Genomic DNA, 17,241 nt, shown 5'->3' with positions numbered 1-17,241 from the left:
TTCCATCATAGTGTTAACCTTATCATAGCAGATGCACCCTATTATGCCAAATGCTGTGCAAGCCATGCTGTAGCTGCTAGCATACCGTCACGTGGTACAGCATGTCCAGCCCGTTTGTTAACCATGAACTTTAAATATTCAGGGTTTGCTTCATAGTATTCCCGTAATGTTTCATAAAATTTATACGTTTCATGAAAAGGAACTGTTTTATCTAATTCTCCATGCCAAAAGAATACAGGGCGGCCCGCGAATTTTTCTGGTGTTAAACTGACATCATATTTAGCAAGGGCTTCATTAATTTTTTCAACGTCTTCCTCTGACATCGGCCAGTTAACTCCGCTTTTAGCAAATTGTTGCAATTGGTATTCACCCAATTTTATAAAACCAGGTGCACCCATGCATATTGCAGCTGTTTGTATCCAATCATAAAGTTTCAGACAGCCTGATGTCACGATGCCACCCATTGAAGTGCCTCCTATGCCAATTTTATGACTAGCTAATAAATTTTTATTCTTTAATTCATCATATAATTGTTGTACTTCATGAATAGAATTTAAAACAATGTCCCAAAAATTTAAATTCATTTGCATTTCCGTTAGGCCTTCGCTACGCTCACCATGAAATTTTGCATCTGGCAATAGGACACGCACCCCTTTATGCACCAATTGGTATGCATAGTGTAAGTTATGTTCTTTTGCACTCATAAAGCCATGCAAAAAAATGACTACCGGGGTTTCTTCATTCATATTGTCTGTATGTATATGTAATAAAGGAATATTTCCCCACACTTCTTTTTCTACAAACATTATTGTCACTCCCAACTATTCTCTCATCTTTATGTTAGCAAACTTTTTTCACTGTGACAAAATTTTGACGAATGTAAGACAAAGAGATACTATTCAAACTATAGGAAAGGGGCAACGAGCTATGAAACCGCATTTAATCGTATTAGACTTAGATGGAACTTTATTAACAGATCAACAGCAAATTTCTGCAAAAACGAAAAAAACATTATTGCAGGCTAAGGAACAAGGGCATCAAGTGATGATTGCGACAGGACGTCCTTACCGAGCAAGTACTATTTATTATCAAGAACTTGGGCTCACTACACCCATTGTTAATTTTAATGGCGCATATGTGCATCATCCTAAAAATGTCTCTTGGCAACATATGCACACACCAATTGATTTAAGTGTCGTACATGATGTCGTTGATTCTATTAACAGTTATGAATACGAAAATATTATCGCTGAGGTAAAAGATGAAGTTTATGTTCACACAGAGGACGATCGTATCTTAAATATCTTTAATATGGGTAACCCAAAAATTACACTTGGCGATTTATACACACACCTCTTGGAAAATCCTACAAGTTTGCTGATTCAGGCAAATGAAGCCAATTCGGTTATTATACGTGATCATTTACAGGCAGTGCATGCTGAAGTCATTGAACATCGTCGATGGGGCGCGCCACTTCATATTATTGAAATTGTGCGTCGCGGCTTAAATAAAGCTGTGGGTATTGCACATGTGGCAAAAGATTTAGGTATTCCTCGTGAGCGCATCATCGCATTTGGTGATGAAGACAATGATTTAGAAATGATCGAATATGCTGGACTTGGTGTAGCGATGGGGAACGGTATTTCAAGTCTTAAAAACATTGCCAATGAAATTACGACAACGAATAATGATGATGGAATTGCAAAAATACTCATTGAACGCTTGAAATTATCATAGTTAAGTAGTAAGTTCAAGTTAACATTCCATTTTTACCAGTTTAACTTTATTCAGTGGTACCCCTTCCATTTATCTAAAGTGAGTATCTACTGAATAAAGTTAAAAAGCTTTAAAAGTAAGTTGAAATTAGGGGGACAAGAGAATGAAGATTTTTACGGATAGTGGATGTGATCTACCAAAATCTTACTATGAAGAAAATGATGTCGTGCTACTCCCTTTACGAGTGCAATTGAACAACAAAGAATATGAAGATGTGATTTCAATTGATTCCAAAGAGATCTATGATGCAATACGCCAAGGTGCTCAGCCAAAAACATCACAAGTGTCACCTGAGCTCTTTTTGAAGCATTTTGAGGAGCTAGCCAAAAATGATGAAGAAGGTATTTATATCGCTTTTTCATCAGAATTATCAGGCACATATAGTACTGCTCAAATGATTCGCAATCAGGTACTTGAGCAGTATCCTTCCTTAAAACTAGTCATTATCGACTCTAAATGCGCATCACTAGGCCATGGCCTTGTCGTGGAAGAAGCTGTACGACTGCGAAATATAGGAGTATCCTTAGAAGACATGGCCTCTAAAATAAACACCCTTGCACCTCAGGTCGAGCATTTATTTACTGTAGAAGACTTAGATTACCTTGCAAAAGGTGGTCGTGTATCAAAAGCTAGTGCATTTTTAGGTGGCCTTCTTAGTATTAAGCCTATTTTAAATGTAGAAGATGGCAAACTTGTACCGATTGAAAAGTCACGCGGTCGAAAAAAAGCACTTAATCGTATGTTAGATTTAATGCAGGAGCGTGGTGGCAGCTTTACAAATAAAATCGTAGGTATTAGCCATAGTGACGACGCTGCCTTTGCGAATGAAGCAAAAGCCTCTATCCAGGAGCGTTTTTCACCTCAAGCTGTGCAAATTACCATGATAGGTTCCGCGATCGGCTCACATGTCGGACCTGGGACTATTGCAATTTTCTTCACAAATAAAAACTTTGAAGGCTAATAAAAAGCATGCTAGGATGGCTCCTGGCATGCTTTTTTGTCGTGTTATTATTATTGGACGTCTTGCTCCTGACGACGAACTTTCCCTCGTTTAATGATGATGACAACAAAGCCAATAAAGATCACCCATACTAAGCCAAGAGCCACCATATAAGGAGTGTTTAAGCCTTCATCATTGCGAACTTGATAAATTTCAACCATTTCTCGGTCTAAAATAACAGGATAGACTTCTTTTTCATTTATGCGAACTTTTTCCTCATGTAAAATACCGTTCAGCATTTTCCCTTCACCAAGTTGTTCAGGTGTTAAGTCGACGCGTTGTGTTTTACCAGTATTATTAACCATGATTACCCACTTTTCTTCGTCAGAAGAACGTGTAAAGACAAGAAGGCCATTTTCATTTGTAATGACTTCAAAATCACCATTACGTAAAGTAGCTGATTGATTACGTAAAGATTGAACATTTTTAATATAATCTATCAGTTCCTCGTCTGTTTTAAAGTTATAAAGCTGGTGTGTATCTGGTTTTGCTTCCCCATTCATAGCAATTTCTGTCCCGTATTGTACGACAGGAATTCCTGGTAGCATAAATAAAGCACCCATCGCCATTTTTAAGCGGGTAGGTGGGAACATATTTTCATTAGCAGAGTCAAATGTAAAACGATGAGTTTCAAGTGAATCCACCATAATTTGTGTCGGTTTTTCTCCTGCGAAGGGTTCCATTAATTTAGAAGAATCCATATCCACGTTTTTAAATATATTACGATAGATATCTGCCGTTACAGGTGAGAAAGTTGCATCAAAGTCAGCATCGCTTTCTTCATTTGCTATCACATAAAGTGATGTTTTTGTCTCTTTTAATGCAGCTATTACTGCATTGATAAACGCTGTATCAGCCCCTGCGATATTTGTTAAACGAATACCACCGATGTCATATGTAGAAACAAATTCAGTTACTGCTTGAATAAGTGCTTCTTGCACATCCTTATTCGATAAATCCCACTGTACTTGTCCATTATTGGTAGATGCAATCCAATCCGCTTTCGATGCATCCTTTGCCCACTCATGATTTGGACTCACATTTGTAAGTGGAAAATCCACCATAATGGACATATTTTTAGCTTTGTAGGCCTCTACAGTACTTTGGAATTCTTCCGTTGTTCCAAAATGACGTTCTATTGTAGTATAGCTTGTGGGCATTGATCCATCATACTTCTCTGTAGAAAAAATAGGCCCAATGGAAACAATTGTATAGCCCATCTCACCGATAAATTTCAGTTTATCCTGTAAACCTGTAAAATCGCCCCCCGCAAATTTCGAAGGGTCCTGCGTATTTGTATCAAAATCGTTTGTGCCCGAGCCATTAAAGAAACGGTCAACGAGTAAATCATAGATGCTTTCTTCTGCTATTGTTCTAGTCGCTGATTCATCCGCATGTGCTACTGGTATAGTACTTACTAATGAAGTTGCTAATAAAAGTGATGCAGCCGTCGCACTTATCCACTTCTTAAATTTCACTGTTATTCCCTCTCTTTCAAACCAATCAACGTCATTTTACCAAATAACTCTGTCACGTCGCTATCTTTTCCAAAGATTTTGCGTAAAAGCGAAATGAATTACGACAAAAAGGTGTCAATTCCGTCTTCCGTTTTCGTTTACAAAATAAAAGCCGTGAAGCAACTACTTCACGACTTTTAAATCATTATGCTAAGAAATCTTGACCCATTGGCAGTTTAAATCCTAGGAACAAAGTGATTAATAGGAATACTGCAAATAAAATCCAAAACATAGCTGTTGGTTTATTTTTCTTTTGACGTACTAATACCATTTCCATCATGCCAATTACAAGTATGCCACCTAAGAACTTAAATCCGTAAAGCATACCTTTACCATAGTCCATTGCCTCGATAAATAATGCCCCACCTGTGATGATTATTAGTACATAAAACAGACGTAATGTCATATGTAAGCCTTTTGATTGCTTGCCCATTAGTGCCGCAATTAAAAAGATGACAATACCTACTACCCACGTAGTAATATGCAAATGCGTTTGGCTAGTTAAAAAACTCATGTTTGTCCCCCTCATTCTTTTTCTATCAAACTCTATCCTACCATGCGATGGAAAGGGTTTCAAATATTACAATAGTGTTCACATAATTTACATCATTTAAAACTTGGAATCCTTGCATGTCATAGTTTTTACATCTGTTACTATGCCTTAAAGCAGTAAAAAATCCGCGGAGTATAGACTCACGCGGATTGATATCATCATTATTCAAAATGGTTGACTAAAGTACCAATTCCTTGAATAGACACTTTTACTGTATCTCCAGCTTTTAAGAATTGTGGCGGGTTCATCCCTTTGCCAACACCAGCTGGCGTACCTGTTAAAATCACATCTCCTGGCTCTAATGTTACATGCTGAGATAGGATGGATACTAACGTTTCAACAGAGAACATCATATCTTTCGTAGAGCCATTTTGACGTACTTCATCATTGACCTTTGTCACTACTGTTAAGTCTTGTGGATTTGGGATCTCATCCTTTGTCACAAGGTATGGTCCAAGAGGGCAAGTACCGTCCAAGCTTTTACCCAAGAAGAATTGTTTATGTTTCTCTTGTAAATCACGAGCTGTTACATCATTGGCAATAGTATAACCAAATACATAATCAAACGCTAAGTTTTTAGGAATGTTTTTGCCTCGTTTACCAATAACGATAGCTAGCTCACCTTCATAATCCATTTTTGAAGAAAGATCTGCATGTATGGAAATTGTTTGTCCATCTGCAGCAATTGCAGTTGGTGATTTTGTGAATACCATTAAATCCGTTGGTGCTGCCTCTGCACCCATTTCCTTTGCATGTTCATCATAGTTTTTACCAATACACATAATATTTTTAGGTGTACGTGGAATTGGTGAAAGCCATTCGATCTCTGTAAATTCACGTTTAAAACTATTAGCATTATCTGATTTTTCTGCTGCTTCTACTAATTTACGAATCTGTTCCACAAAATCAAAGCCTAAAGCAATGCCATCCACGATTGAACTTGAAAAAGAAGGGAGAACTTGAAGTTCACTTTGAATAGCGAGTACATCCCATACCGCTTCTTCTTTTTTTACTTTTGGTCCAAAGCTTACATGTCCACCTAATTTGAATGATAAAATTTTCATGATTGAAAGAGCTCCTTCTTTTTTCTACATAATACAACAATATGATAGAAATTACCTCATTTTTGCGACAACATTTTTATAAGTTGTTATATCTTCATAAAATATGCATGTGAAGAGGAATATATTAACGCACTTCTACTTTTTGCTTATATGTTAATTTACGCCATATTGTTTCTAACGGTCCTTGTTTCCACTTAGATAACCAGATTTCTGCTATGATCATTTGCACAACAATAATGCCGACAGCAATTAATACCCCTGTTTCTACACTTACTTTACCATACCAGCCAAAGCCAAATTGGTAGAATAAACAAGTACCTATAATAGATTGAAGAATATACATCGTTAATGACATGCGTCCGATTTTAGCAAAAGGACTAAGTAGTTTTGGCATTATTGGCACTAAGCAAAGTAACACAATGACCCCAATATAGCCCACCGATAGAACTGGGCCCCCTATGTATACCTTTAAATAATCTAGTAAATATGTTCTTGTAAACATAATAGATAAGCTTTTTATACCAATACCGATGACCAATCCAGCAATTGCAAACGTCAGCCAGAGCCACTTCAATTCTTTAGCCCGTTCTACTAAATGCCATTTAGAGGCAGCGGCCCCTATTAACATATACGGTAAAATCGTGAACAGTGCGACAAACCACATCTCGATGCCTGCCTGCGTTGATAAATCTGTTAAGCGTTGCAAAAAGGCATCTACCCAGTTTCCTGTCCCATAAGCCGTGATGGCCTTCTCTACTGAAACGATATCTAAGTAATCATCTACTTTTGTATTAAAATTTACAATCCCTACTACAAAAAGCATAAAAGCTTGCATCAAGCCATTAATAATCAAAGCACTCGCTAATAGCCAGATGGGACTCAATCGTAGTAAAAGCACTAAGAAAACGCCACAAAATGCATACATCATTAATATGTCGCCCCACCAAATTAGCACAGCATGGATAAAACCAAAAGCAAACAGAATGGACAGTCTACGAAGCCCCAGCGTATAAAAGTTTTGTTGACGACTTTGAGCCTTTTGCCACTGCATGGCTAGCCCATAACCAAATAGCATGGCAAAAAGCGGGTAAAAGCTGCCTTGCACATAAATATCTATATTTTTCTGCCAAACAATATCTGATGGGGTTGTAAACCATGATGCCAAATCAATATGCGGCATTGGCAAATAAAAGGTATACATATTTACAAGTAAGATACCTACTAAACTAATACCTCGTAAAATATCTAATGTTGCTATTCGTTCCTGCAACATTGTTGGTTTTAACTCCACAAAATAGCCTCCTCTTTACTAGCAGCTATGGTGAAAGCAGGGCAAGAAAAAACTTTGCCCCACTTTGCCCGTAACAAGTTCTTTATGCGTGTATGGTCTGTTCATTATCGAATAAAAATAATACTTTATCGTTCACCTTGATGTGTAAGATGGATTCAATGGCTTCGCTATAAACACGAAGCTGTACGGCATAACGACCTAGTATTTCCTTTGACAAGGCTGGCTCCTGCGCAAAATGAGATTGTATACGATCCGTTTTATAATCCAACAAGACCCAATTACCGTATTCATCCTCAAATAGGCAGTCAATGATCCCTTGCACAATTTGAGCATCACCATCTTCATCGATTCTACTAATTGTAAACGGCATTTCTCTACGTATCTGCCTTGCGCGTTGAAAGCGTTGCCCTATTTCTGTCTCAAAAAAACGATAAATTTTCGCTTGCGGAACTACTTTGCCCTCCGCCTCTGTTAAAAGCTGTCTTGCCACTAAATCCTCCACAAAGTCCCTTACAGCATCGATATGACTAAAGCCATATTGAGGAACATGCTGCATCACTGTGTGCACAGCTGTACCAATTTCAGCACCAGTTAGCTGTTGCTCCTGTAAAAAAGCGGGTCGAGGTGCAATGGACGAAGCCTTTTGCGTGATAGGAGAGGCAAAATAAAATTCAGGTTCCTCCTGGCGCTGTAAATTTTCTAATCGCTTTATTTCACTAACAGATGTTTTGGAGCGCTTTCTTGTAGATTTTTGATAGACATACTGCGCTTGAAAGCGGGTAGTGATTTCAGCCAGCAAGTCCTCATCCTCTTGCATCGCAAGCACTTGCTGTACTTCATCGCCCATCGCCTCTATCTCATATGAATAATGCTTTGTATCGATGGCTTGAACCCACCAATGTGATTGATCCTCCACTTCTTTATAAGATGTGCTTGCTACTACTGCAAAATCTGCATGTCTTGCTACTGCTGGGCCAACCCAGTCCAAATAGCTGTTAGCTCTTGCACGTAAATATTCATGAAGCGGTGCATCCATTGGTAAACTTTGTGCGTCCTGCCAGTTGTCGCGTGTTTTCTCCCAGTTCTTCACTGAGCCTACTAAAATCAAACGCTCCTTCGCACGAGTCATCGCAACATATAAGACACGCATTTCTTCTGCACGCATCTCCAGTTCTTTTTTCTCCTTCAATGCTAAAAACGGTAACGATGTATAGGTGATACGATTTTCGGGATCAATGGCCTTAACAGCTAGTCCAAAATCTTGATCAAACAAATAGGGTTGATGAAAATCCATTTTATTAAACGGACGTCCCATTCCTGCAACAAAGACGACTGGATATTCTAACCCCTTGGAAGAGTGTATTGTCACCAGACGTACTACATCATCCTTTTCGCCAATTGATTTGGCCGTACCTAAATCATCGCCACGCGTACGCATACGATCAATAAAGCGTAAAAAACGGAATAGCCCACGAAATGCTGTTTTTTCATACATTAATGCACGATCATGTAATACGCGTAGATTTGCTTGACGCTGTTTGCCATTCGGCATTGCCCCAACCATTTCATAATAATGTGTATCTAAATAAATTTTCCAAATTAAATCTGATAATGATCCACGACGTGCTAAATCACGCCAATTTTCAAAGGCTAGCATAAAGCGTTGCAACTTCTCAAATGTAGTGGTTTGCACACCATGTCCTTCACTACGAATAAATTGTCGTAAAGCATCATAAAAAGGTACCTTTTGATCGGCTAAACGAATTTTCGCCAGTTCATTTTCCGTTAAACCAACAAACGGTGCGCGCAGTACAGAGGCTAAGGGGATATCCTGATAGGGATTATCGACTACCTTCAGGACATTTAACATAATCATTACTTCGAGTGCGTCAAAATAGCCTTTAGATGATTCTGCATAGAGTGGAATCCCTGCCAGCTTAAATTCCTCTACTAAGTCTGTTGACCATGTCATCGAGCGCATTAAAATCACAATATCACTATACTTTAATGGTCGCTTTGTTTTTGTTTTCGTATCGTATACGGTTGTTCCATCTTCCATCATTTGACGTATACGATCGATAATAAATCGTGCCTCGTATTGTGATTTTTTTAATTCCTCTAGCTCCGTTGCCTCATTGCTTAGTTCTTCCAGTTCTTCTGGTGTTTCCTCTTCCTGTGGTGGATGCAATACGACCAGCTCAACAGGTATTTCTTTATCATCATAGGGCGCAGCAGGCTTTAGTGACGCATTGTCATCATACGAAATCTCACCGACACGCTCACTCATAATTTGTGCAAAAACATAGTTTGTAGCATTTAATACTTCTTTTCGACTTCGGAAGTTAGCGTTTAAATCAATTCGCATCCCCGTTACATCAGGTGACTCCAAATATTCACTATATTTTTTCATAAAAAGCTTTGGCTCAGCTAATCGGAAACGGTATATACTTTGTTTAACATCCCCAACCATAAAAAGGTTGCCGTCTTGTTCTTCACCCGTTTTGACAAGCTGTAAGATGGTTTCCTGTAGCATATTGGTATCCTGATATTCATCCACAAGTACTTCTTTAAATCGCTTTTTCATATCTAGTGCAACCGGTGATGGATGAAGTGCACCATCTATCTCTACCGTTAAAATTTGAAGTGCATAATGCTCTAAATCTGAAAAGTCAATGATTCCCCGTTCTAACTTGGCTAGTCGAAATTGTTCACTAAATGTAGTGGTCAATTCAACTAGCGTAGTAATGGTCGGTGCCATTAACCTTATTTCCTCAAGTAGCCGTGCAGGCGTACGAACAAAATATGTCTCCTTGATTTTATTCATCATTTTTTTGGCTGCTTCTCGTTTTTTCTTCGCGAGCTCCTGTAGCTCTACATTAACTAGTGCATCCTTCGATACCCGCTTTAAGGTAGACCATTTAACCGTTGCAAAATAATCAAATAGCTCCTGCCATGTCCCACTTTGACTAATGCGTATCCCTTCCTGAATCATAGCAAAATCTACCTCTGCCGTTTCTGCATAGGGTGCAGGTCCATCTGGCTGTAATGTAATTGTGCGCATTTCAGAAATTAACATAAACGCCTCTTCCAGGCTATGACGTACGGTTAATTTGACGTATTGAGATAGCTCTAAATCATCGATTGTCACTTCCTCAGCTAATTCATAAGCTTTCGGCAGGCTCCAAAGCCATTTTTGAGGCTCAGCATGGACACGAGAGGTATCATAAAGTTTACTAATCAGCGTTTCGATGGCTTGATCATCACGATCTGAGGTAAAGCTATCGACAAGACGATAGATGGCTTGTACGTGAGCCTCATCCTCCGCATCGTAGGCATCTTCTAAAACTTCTGCTAAAACATCATCTCGCAATAATGCTATTTCTGCTTCATTGGCAATACGGAAGCCTGGGTCTATATCAAGTAAGTACGCATATTGCTTCACAATTGCTAAACAGAATGAATGTAGCGTAGAAATTTGTGCTTTATTCACAAGACTTAGCTGCCGTCTTAAATGATTAGATGTTGGATTTTCTGCTATCGCCTTTTCTAATGCCTCAGACATACGATGGCGCATTTCAGCGGCTGAGGCATTTGTAAAGGTCACTACCAATAGTTCATCTACATTGATCGGGTTTTCAGTAGCAATGACTTTTTCAATCATACGATTGATCAGAACCGCCGTTTTCCCAGACCCTGCTGCAGCCGAAACAAGCGTATCTTGACCGCTAGCATAAATGGCCTTCCACTGATCGTCTGTCCATGTGACATCTACTGGCTTAACAGGAATTGTTTGTACCATGCTATTCTATCTCCTTCCGAATTTTATCGACAATATCATTCGGCTTTGCTTGCATTAATTGACGATAGCTTTGTTTACCATCTGATGGATCAAATTGGCAAACCGCAGCAAATTGACAATAATCACATGCCGTTTTAGCTTTTAATTTATAGGGGCTAATGGCCGTATCACCAGATAAGATACCATTCCCTGCCTCCTGATGTTTACGACGAACAAAATGCTGCAACTTTTTCATATCATTGACAGGAACTATACGCGATTGTGATTCTGACGGTGTTCCATCTTTTTTCATATAGACAGGAATGATTTTTGAATGTCCACCACTTTCTTCTAATTGCTCGTCCATTGATAAAATCGCTTCAGCATTTTCAGATAGCAAACCTTTCATTTTATACTGCTTTAAACGATCCTCTTCTATTTCACTGTCCGTCAAATCTTTATCCAGCTTCAGCATCGGATTATGGACATGGACATACAGTACCCCTGCTGGCTCTGCTTCACCTGATAGCCAGTATGAACTATTTTCCATTGCCACATCTAAATACGTTAGGACCTGTAAGGATAATCCGTAATAAACCTCATTTAAATCAAGGTCACGAGCTGAGGATTTATAGTCGACAATCCGCAAATAAGAGCGGTCATCTATCGTTGCACTATCCACTCTATCAATACGTCCACGCATAAACATTTTCTTACCACCAGTCAAATCAATCTCTAATGGTGGTAGCTGTTCATGTTGTCCAGGACCAAACGACGCCTCAATTGCAATTGGTTTGAAGTGTGATACATTTGCATGCTGTGTCAGTGCTGTCATTGTACGCTCAACAATTCGAATTAGCTTACGCTGAATATAGCGATAGCGGGCACTGGATAATAGGATTTGATGGGAAAAAACTGGAACAATTTGTTCTACTGCTTGACGTGCTAATTGTTTAATTTGCCTTGTTGTTAAACGAATCCAAGATAATTGCTGACGATGTGTTTCCTCTGTAATCCACTTTAATGCCTCATGGAATAAGTCACCCATTGCAAACGTTTCTAGACGATACTCAGCTCGTTCTTCAAGACGTAGGCCATACGTAGTGAAATGAGAAAAAGGACATCTGAAGTATTTCTCAATTCGCGACACACTGGATGTTAGCTTCTGACCATATAATTCCTGGGTAATATAGGTTTCAAGTGGCTCAGCCTCATTTTTATGGGTAATTGGATAAAGTACGCGGTCGAAAATGAGTGCCCAATACGGATCTTGTTTATAAAATCTTTGTAAAGCTAGCCATTCTGGCGCTAGTTCACGGCTATGTTCAGCTTGACGTAGCTGTACCATTAGATGTGCCAATGCAGTCCTTGGATGGCGTAAATATGGTAAAACATCCCCATCTAGTAATTCAATCGGATCGACTACCACTCGTTCTATCGAAACACCACTTAATAAGCCAGCCTTTTTGTCATTTCCTATTATTTTCTTAATATAAAGTGAGGCTAGAAGTGCCTTGCCTTCCTCATCCGCCGTAGGATAGGTCATATACAATTTGTTAGATGGCGTTGTAATAGCGCGATAGAACAAGAAATTTTCCTGTAATAAACGATTAGTAGAGGTAGGAGCAAGCTCATAGCCAATTTGACTAAACCATTCACGTTCGATATCTGACAACAAGCCCTCATACTCCATCCGAGTTGGATAAACACCATCATTCATTCCTATTACAAAAGCGACTTTGATATTGGATAAACGAGCTAAATCAACAGTAGCCACCATTACTTCATCAAGGGTTGGCGGAATTCTCGAAAATTCTAATGTATCAAAGCCTTCATCAAGAATTTTGGCTGCTTGCTCTACAGACATCTCCTGCTCTCCAAACATATAAACGAATTGGTCAAGAACAGCAATCCATTCATTCCAAGCTTGTTCATGTTCACTTGCAGCTAATGCGTCACCTCGCTCTAGCTCACGATCTTTCATGGCTTGCAGTTTATCATATACCTGTAATGACTCTATAAGTTCAAATAAAGCAGTCGCAATATCTCTGCCATTCTTGGCGCTATCAAGCTTGTCTTGTAAAAGTTTTAGAGGTTGGCGAATTTCATCTCGAATGGCCTCGATTTCTGCCTGCATTGCACGCTCTTCATCTGTTTGTACACGCGAATGGAATTCTAGACCTCGATATTTTTTATAAAACCAACGTGCCTCCTCAAACCATCGTTCACCATAGATGCCTTGTGCCAAGCAATAATTTTCTAATCGATCTGCTCGCTCACGCCAAATTGTTAGCTCGGCTTGTAATGGGAAAAACAAATCGGTTTTGACACTACGGAAAACTGGCTCATATTTCCAATTCGAGGTCATAACCTCCAAGGCTGAACGACTTAGCTCTATTAATGGATGATGTAGCATTGTCTTTTTTGTATTTGTAAAAATAGGAATTTCATATTGTTGGAAAATACTTGTAATAAGTGGATCGTAGAGATCTGCTTGTCTATACAAAAGTACGATATCCTGATAGCGAAAACAGTCTTCTCTTGTCAGTTTTGTTATTTCCCGGGCAATCGCATGTATCTCTGCTCGACGATTTGATGCTTCAAGCACGGTTACATCTCCTGAAGTTTTTATCGTTTGGGGCTCCAAATCAGCAAACTTTGCCTCCACATGCTGTAAATCTTTAGAATGAAATCTTTGAGTCTTATAAAAATGTAATGGTAATTCAACATCAATGCCCTCTTCTTTTGCTATATCATGAAGACGTTGATTCGTTAACGCTGCTTCATGGAATAAAGCTTGTTCATCAAAGGCTTCATCCATATGATCAAAGGGAAGGACGACAGTTACTTGCTTCGTTACCTTTAACAATTCACGAACCAGTTCTAACTCTCGCACAGTGAAGGCAGTGAAACCATCAATATAGATGGTCGCTTGCTTCATCGTTTCTGCATACTTCAGTTGCTCCGTTAAAATCGGATAATAGCCCTCGCTGTCAACATAGGTCGTACCAAGTCGTTCCTCCAATGCCTGCAAAACGACATGTAAATCATTCGCTTTCGCCTGCAATGTATTAGGTGCATCTATTGCCTTTAACGATTCCGTTACCTCTGCCAAGACTGAGCTATTGACGCTATAGCGACTAAATTCTCTTAAAAGGGTTTCAATTTCCTCCGTAAAGCCACGTTTTCCTGCTGCTTGTCGAAATAAGGAAAACTCGCTTTTTTGTTCCTCCAAAAGTTTACGTATAAGCATTCGATACCCATAGCCATTCACTTCTTTACGAGCAATACCTCCTGTTTCCTGTAAAACCAACCATGCTAAACGTTTAAACGTCATCACCTGTGCTCGAATCAAGCCTTGTAAACCATGCTTATTTGTCAGCTCATATTCCGTAGAATAAGACATTTGGTCAGGCACTATAATGAAAATTGGATGTCCCAATGGATCTGTCTTTAATTGCTCAACAATTTCCTGATGAATAAATGCGGATTTCCCTGTTCCCGAACGTCCTGAAACAATACGCAATGTCATTTACTTTCCCCCTCCTCATTAACTTGCTGTTGCGGGTGTCTCTTTTAATGAAATAAAAATTTGTACTTTTATTTGAGCGATTCTTTCGCTGAATTGATTACTTCTTATCTATTTTGGAGCGGCTTCTCCAGACTATTGATCGCTTCTCATCTATGGTGGAGCAGTTTTCCCAGCCTACTAAAAACAACATAAATCATCTATCTTAAATTCTATCGAAAAAAACTAGTAAATACTATCTATCAACCTTCACCTACCTATAAAAAGGTTAATTTATTACACAAAAAAGCAGCCTCTTCACATAATGAAAGAGGCTACAGTTTATTTACTTAACTGGCATGGTGGTCCTGCTTTTTCGTCAAATTTCGCGCTTGCTTTAAATCTCTTTCTACACGGGCATTCAAACGCTTCTCTATCAACTTCCCAACCCACCATAAAATAACAATGGCCACAGCTGCAATTATCAATCTCACTGGGCTTGTCAAGAGCGATTTTAAATCATAGCCCAATACACTCATACCTAAAATCATGACAAACTTTCCTGCAAGCAAAACGATTAAGTAAAATTTTTTATGGATATGTGACAATCCCGCTACAATATTGACAATCACAGATGGTGTAAAAGGGAAGCAGAGGAGGACAAAAAGAGGGCTGATGCCATTCATATCCACCCATTTAATAAGCTTCTGTACTTTTTTACTACCTGTTAAAAATTGTAATCTTGGATGTTTGCCAAAATGACGCACAAGTAAGAAAACCGCATAGGAGCCAGCTACAGAGCCTAGCCAAGATAATAGAAATCCTAGCCATAAGCCGAATGCACTGGCATTCGCCACAACGAATACGACTAATGGTAGGAATGGTAAAAACGCCTCTAAAAACGGGAGCAGTAAACCAATGATTGGGCCGAACGTTCGATACTGTGCCGCAACCTGTTCAATATTTTCTACAGTAAACCATTCATTCAATATCGACACCTCTATTTATACTGTAAAATTAAATGAAAAATTGTTAACCCTTCTGAAGTATTGCGATATTCATGGGGTTGATGCCCTGAGAATACTAGTGTATCCCCTTCATCTAGTAATTCATGCATGTCTCCAGCAGAAATAACTGCTTGTCCTTTAATAACCATTACAGTTTCCTCTACCCCTTCTGTATGGGCTTCACTCCTACTAACTGCCCCTGGCTCCATTTCAACCTTATAAAACTCCCAGCCTCGCTCTGGATTATACGGAATTATGGAGTAAACACGATAGCGTCCCTCATCCTCATCTACATGTGGTACATCTTTACTGCTATAACGCATGTAATGGGCAGTTGGCGGCTGTAATAATGAAGAGAATGACATACGCATACCCGCTGCAATTTTCCAAATTGTTGAAACAGTTGGATTGGCCTCCCCTTTTTCGATTTGTGCAAGCTGTGCTTTACTGACACCTGTCGCTTTGGCCACATCATCGAGACTTAAATGACGTTGCTGTCTAATTTTCTTTAATTGAAATGCTAAATTTCGACTCATTTGTTCCATCTTTACTCACCAATTTCTATTGTTTATTTTATCAGACATATGTATACTTTAATAAACATCAAGAACTATCAAACAATTCCATCAATAGTATACATGGAAATTATCAAGAAAGGATGACCTATTTATGACAAGTACAACAGAGCTTCAACATGATGACACAACAAGCTCTTCCAATGACAGTTTTTTACAAGGCGTGAAAGATTGCGTGCCTACATTACTCGGTTATATTAGTATAGGACTTGCATTTGGGGTTGTAGGTTCCGCTTCAGGGTTATCTGTCCTTGAAATCGCGCTATTAACGATACTGATTTACGCAGGTTCTGCACAATTTATTTTTTGTGCACTTCTTTTAACAAGTAGCCCTGCCTCTGCTATCATTGTAACCATTTTCGTAGTGAATCTACGTCATTTATTAATGAGTTTAACATTAGCACCTCACTTTACGCGCTACTCCATGCTTAGAAATGTTGGCTTTGGTACATTATTAACGGATGAAACCTTTGGTGTAGCAGTCACAAAGCAAATGCAAACAGGTAAATTATATGGTAAATGGATGGATGGGTTAAATATAACAGCCTATATCTTCTGGATTCTTTCCTGTGTTACGGGTGCCTTTTTAGGACAGTGGGTAGCAAATCCTGAAAAATGGGGTTTAGATTTTGCCTTGGTTGCCATGTTTGTTGCACTTTTAGTTTTGCAATTGAGCAGTGTTGGTAAAAGTAAAATCATGCATTATATCAAGTTAATTGGCTATATGGCGGTTATTATGTACGGTCTTTCTTATGTAGTCCCTTCACATGTGGCTGTGCTATTGGCAACTGTGATTGTCGCAACAATTGGGGTGGTGACAGATAAATGACAACAACTTCTTATATGGTCTGGCTTATTATCGGCTGCGCACTTGTAACATGGCTACCGCGTGTCATTCCATTTATTTTTGTGCGTAGTGTAACACTACCTGATGTTGTGCTAAAATGGCTTAGTTTTATTCCTGTTTGTATATTAAGTGCTCTTGTCATTGAAAATTTAATAGATACTGAAAGCGGCAAAGTAGTGACACTTGATTGGCCAGTCTTTATTACATTTGTTCCTACTCTTATTATTGCCCTTGTCACAAAAAGCTTATCGATTACAGTAGTTGCAGGAGTAATCATTATGGCAGCAGTGCGATTTTTCATGTAAAAAGGTCAGTCCTATTGCCT

13 protein-coding genes are annotated in these 17,241 nt (G+C 38.9%); 4 read left to right on the top strand and 9 right to left on the bottom strand.

The window, feature by feature from the left end; all coding sequences use genetic code 11:
- Positions 1-41: 41 nt before the first annotated feature.
- Positions 42-806 (bottom strand): prolyl oligopeptidase family serine peptidase, encoded by a 765-nt coding sequence (locus tag LBYS11_RS03480; RefSeq protein WP_066036275.1) that lies wholly within the window; start codon positions 804-806, stop codon positions 42-44.
- Positions 807-927: 121 nt separating this feature from the next.
- Here LBYS11_RS03480 and LBYS11_RS03475 point away from each other — a divergent pair, with 121 nt between their 5' ends.
- Complete coding sequence (locus tag LBYS11_RS03475; protein WP_048392035.1) at positions 928-1,737, top strand: Cof-type HAD-IIB family hydrolase; 810 nt, start codon at positions 928-930, stop codon at positions 1,735-1,737.
- A 142-nt stretch (positions 1,738-1,879) separates the two neighbouring features.
- The gene (locus tag LBYS11_RS03470) at positions 1,880-2,737 is read left to right on the top strand and encodes a DegV family protein (RefSeq protein ID WP_103117490.1); all 858 of its coding nucleotides are present in this window, start codon (positions 1,880-1,882) and stop codon (positions 2,735-2,737) included.
- A 50-nt stretch (positions 2,738-2,787) separates the two neighbouring features.
- Here LBYS11_RS03470 and LBYS11_RS03465 read toward each other — a convergent pair whose 3' ends face one another.
- The 8 genes from LBYS11_RS03465 to LBYS11_RS03430 all read right to left on the bottom strand — a co-directional run bounded on the left by LBYS11_RS03465 (position 2,788) and on the right by LBYS11_RS03430 (position 16,039).
- Positions 2,788-4,254: an alpha-amylase family glycosyl hydrolase gene (locus tag LBYS11_RS03465; protein WP_103117489.1), complete on the bottom strand. Its 1,467-nt coding sequence runs from the start codon at positions 4,252-4,254 to the stop codon at positions 2,788-2,790.
- 184 nt (positions 4,255-4,438) lie between these two features.
- Positions 4,439-4,807: a YisL family protein gene (locus LBYS11_RS03460; protein ID WP_004227486.1), complete on the bottom strand. Its 369-nt coding sequence runs from the start codon at positions 4,805-4,807 to the stop codon at positions 4,439-4,441.
- A 200-nt stretch (positions 4,808-5,007) separates the two neighbouring features.
- Entirely contained in the window at positions 5,008-5,910 is a 903-nt protein-coding gene (locus LBYS11_RS03455; protein ID WP_048392038.1) for a fumarylacetoacetate hydrolase family protein, read from the bottom strand.
- 124 nt (positions 5,911-6,034) lie between these two features.
- Entirely contained in the window at positions 6,035-7,201 is a 1,167-nt protein-coding gene (locus LBYS11_RS03450; RefSeq protein WP_048392039.1) for a DUF418 domain-containing protein, read from the bottom strand.
- Positions 7,202-7,283: 82 nt separating this feature from the next.
- Positions 7,284-11,000, bottom strand: coding sequence for a helicase-exonuclease AddAB subunit AddA (addA, locus tag LBYS11_RS03445; RefSeq protein ID WP_103117488.1), 3,717 nt, complete (start codon positions 10,998-11,000; stop codon positions 7,284-7,286).
- A gap of 1 nt (position 11,001) precedes the next feature.
- Complete coding sequence (addB, locus tag LBYS11_RS03440) at positions 11,002-14,511, bottom strand: helicase-exonuclease AddAB subunit AddB (protein WP_103117487.1); 3,510 nt, start codon at positions 14,509-14,511, stop codon at positions 11,002-11,004.
- A 326-nt stretch (positions 14,512-14,837) separates the two neighbouring features.
- Complete coding sequence (locus tag LBYS11_RS03435; protein WP_004227497.1) at positions 14,838-15,476, bottom strand: TVP38/TMEM64 family protein; 639 nt, start codon at positions 15,474-15,476, stop codon at positions 14,838-14,840.
- Positions 15,477-15,487: 11 nt separating this feature from the next.
- Positions 15,488-16,039, bottom strand: a complete 552-nt coding sequence (locus LBYS11_RS03430; protein ID WP_048392043.1) for a helix-turn-helix domain-containing protein — start codon at positions 16,037-16,039, stop codon at positions 15,488-15,490.
- Positions 16,040-16,163: 124 nt separating this feature from the next.
- Here LBYS11_RS03430 and LBYS11_RS03425 point away from each other — a divergent pair, with 124 nt between their 5' ends.
- On the top strand, positions 16,164-16,898 hold the full coding sequence (locus LBYS11_RS03425; protein ID WP_048392044.1) for an AzlC family ABC transporter permease: 735 nt from the start codon (positions 16,164-16,166) through the stop codon (positions 16,896-16,898).
- Positions 16,895-17,221 carry an AzlD domain-containing protein gene (locus LBYS11_RS03420; protein ID WP_048392045.1) on the top strand — a complete coding sequence of 109 codons (327 nt, stop codon included), beginning with the start codon at positions 16,895-16,897 and terminating at the stop codon, positions 17,219-17,221. The genes LBYS11_RS03425 and LBYS11_RS03420 overlap by 4 nt, the downstream gene beginning before the upstream one ends.
- Positions 17,222-17,241: the final 20 nt, after the last annotated feature.

It is taken from the genome of Lysinibacillus sp. YS11 (assembly GCF_002896375.1).
Taxonomy (GTDB): Bacteria; Bacillota; Bacilli; order Bacillales_A; family Planococcaceae; genus Lysinibacillus; species Lysinibacillus capsici.
The sequence above is the reverse complement of the archived record's forward strand: the minus strand, read 5'-3'. Positions and strand labels throughout refer to the sequence as shown.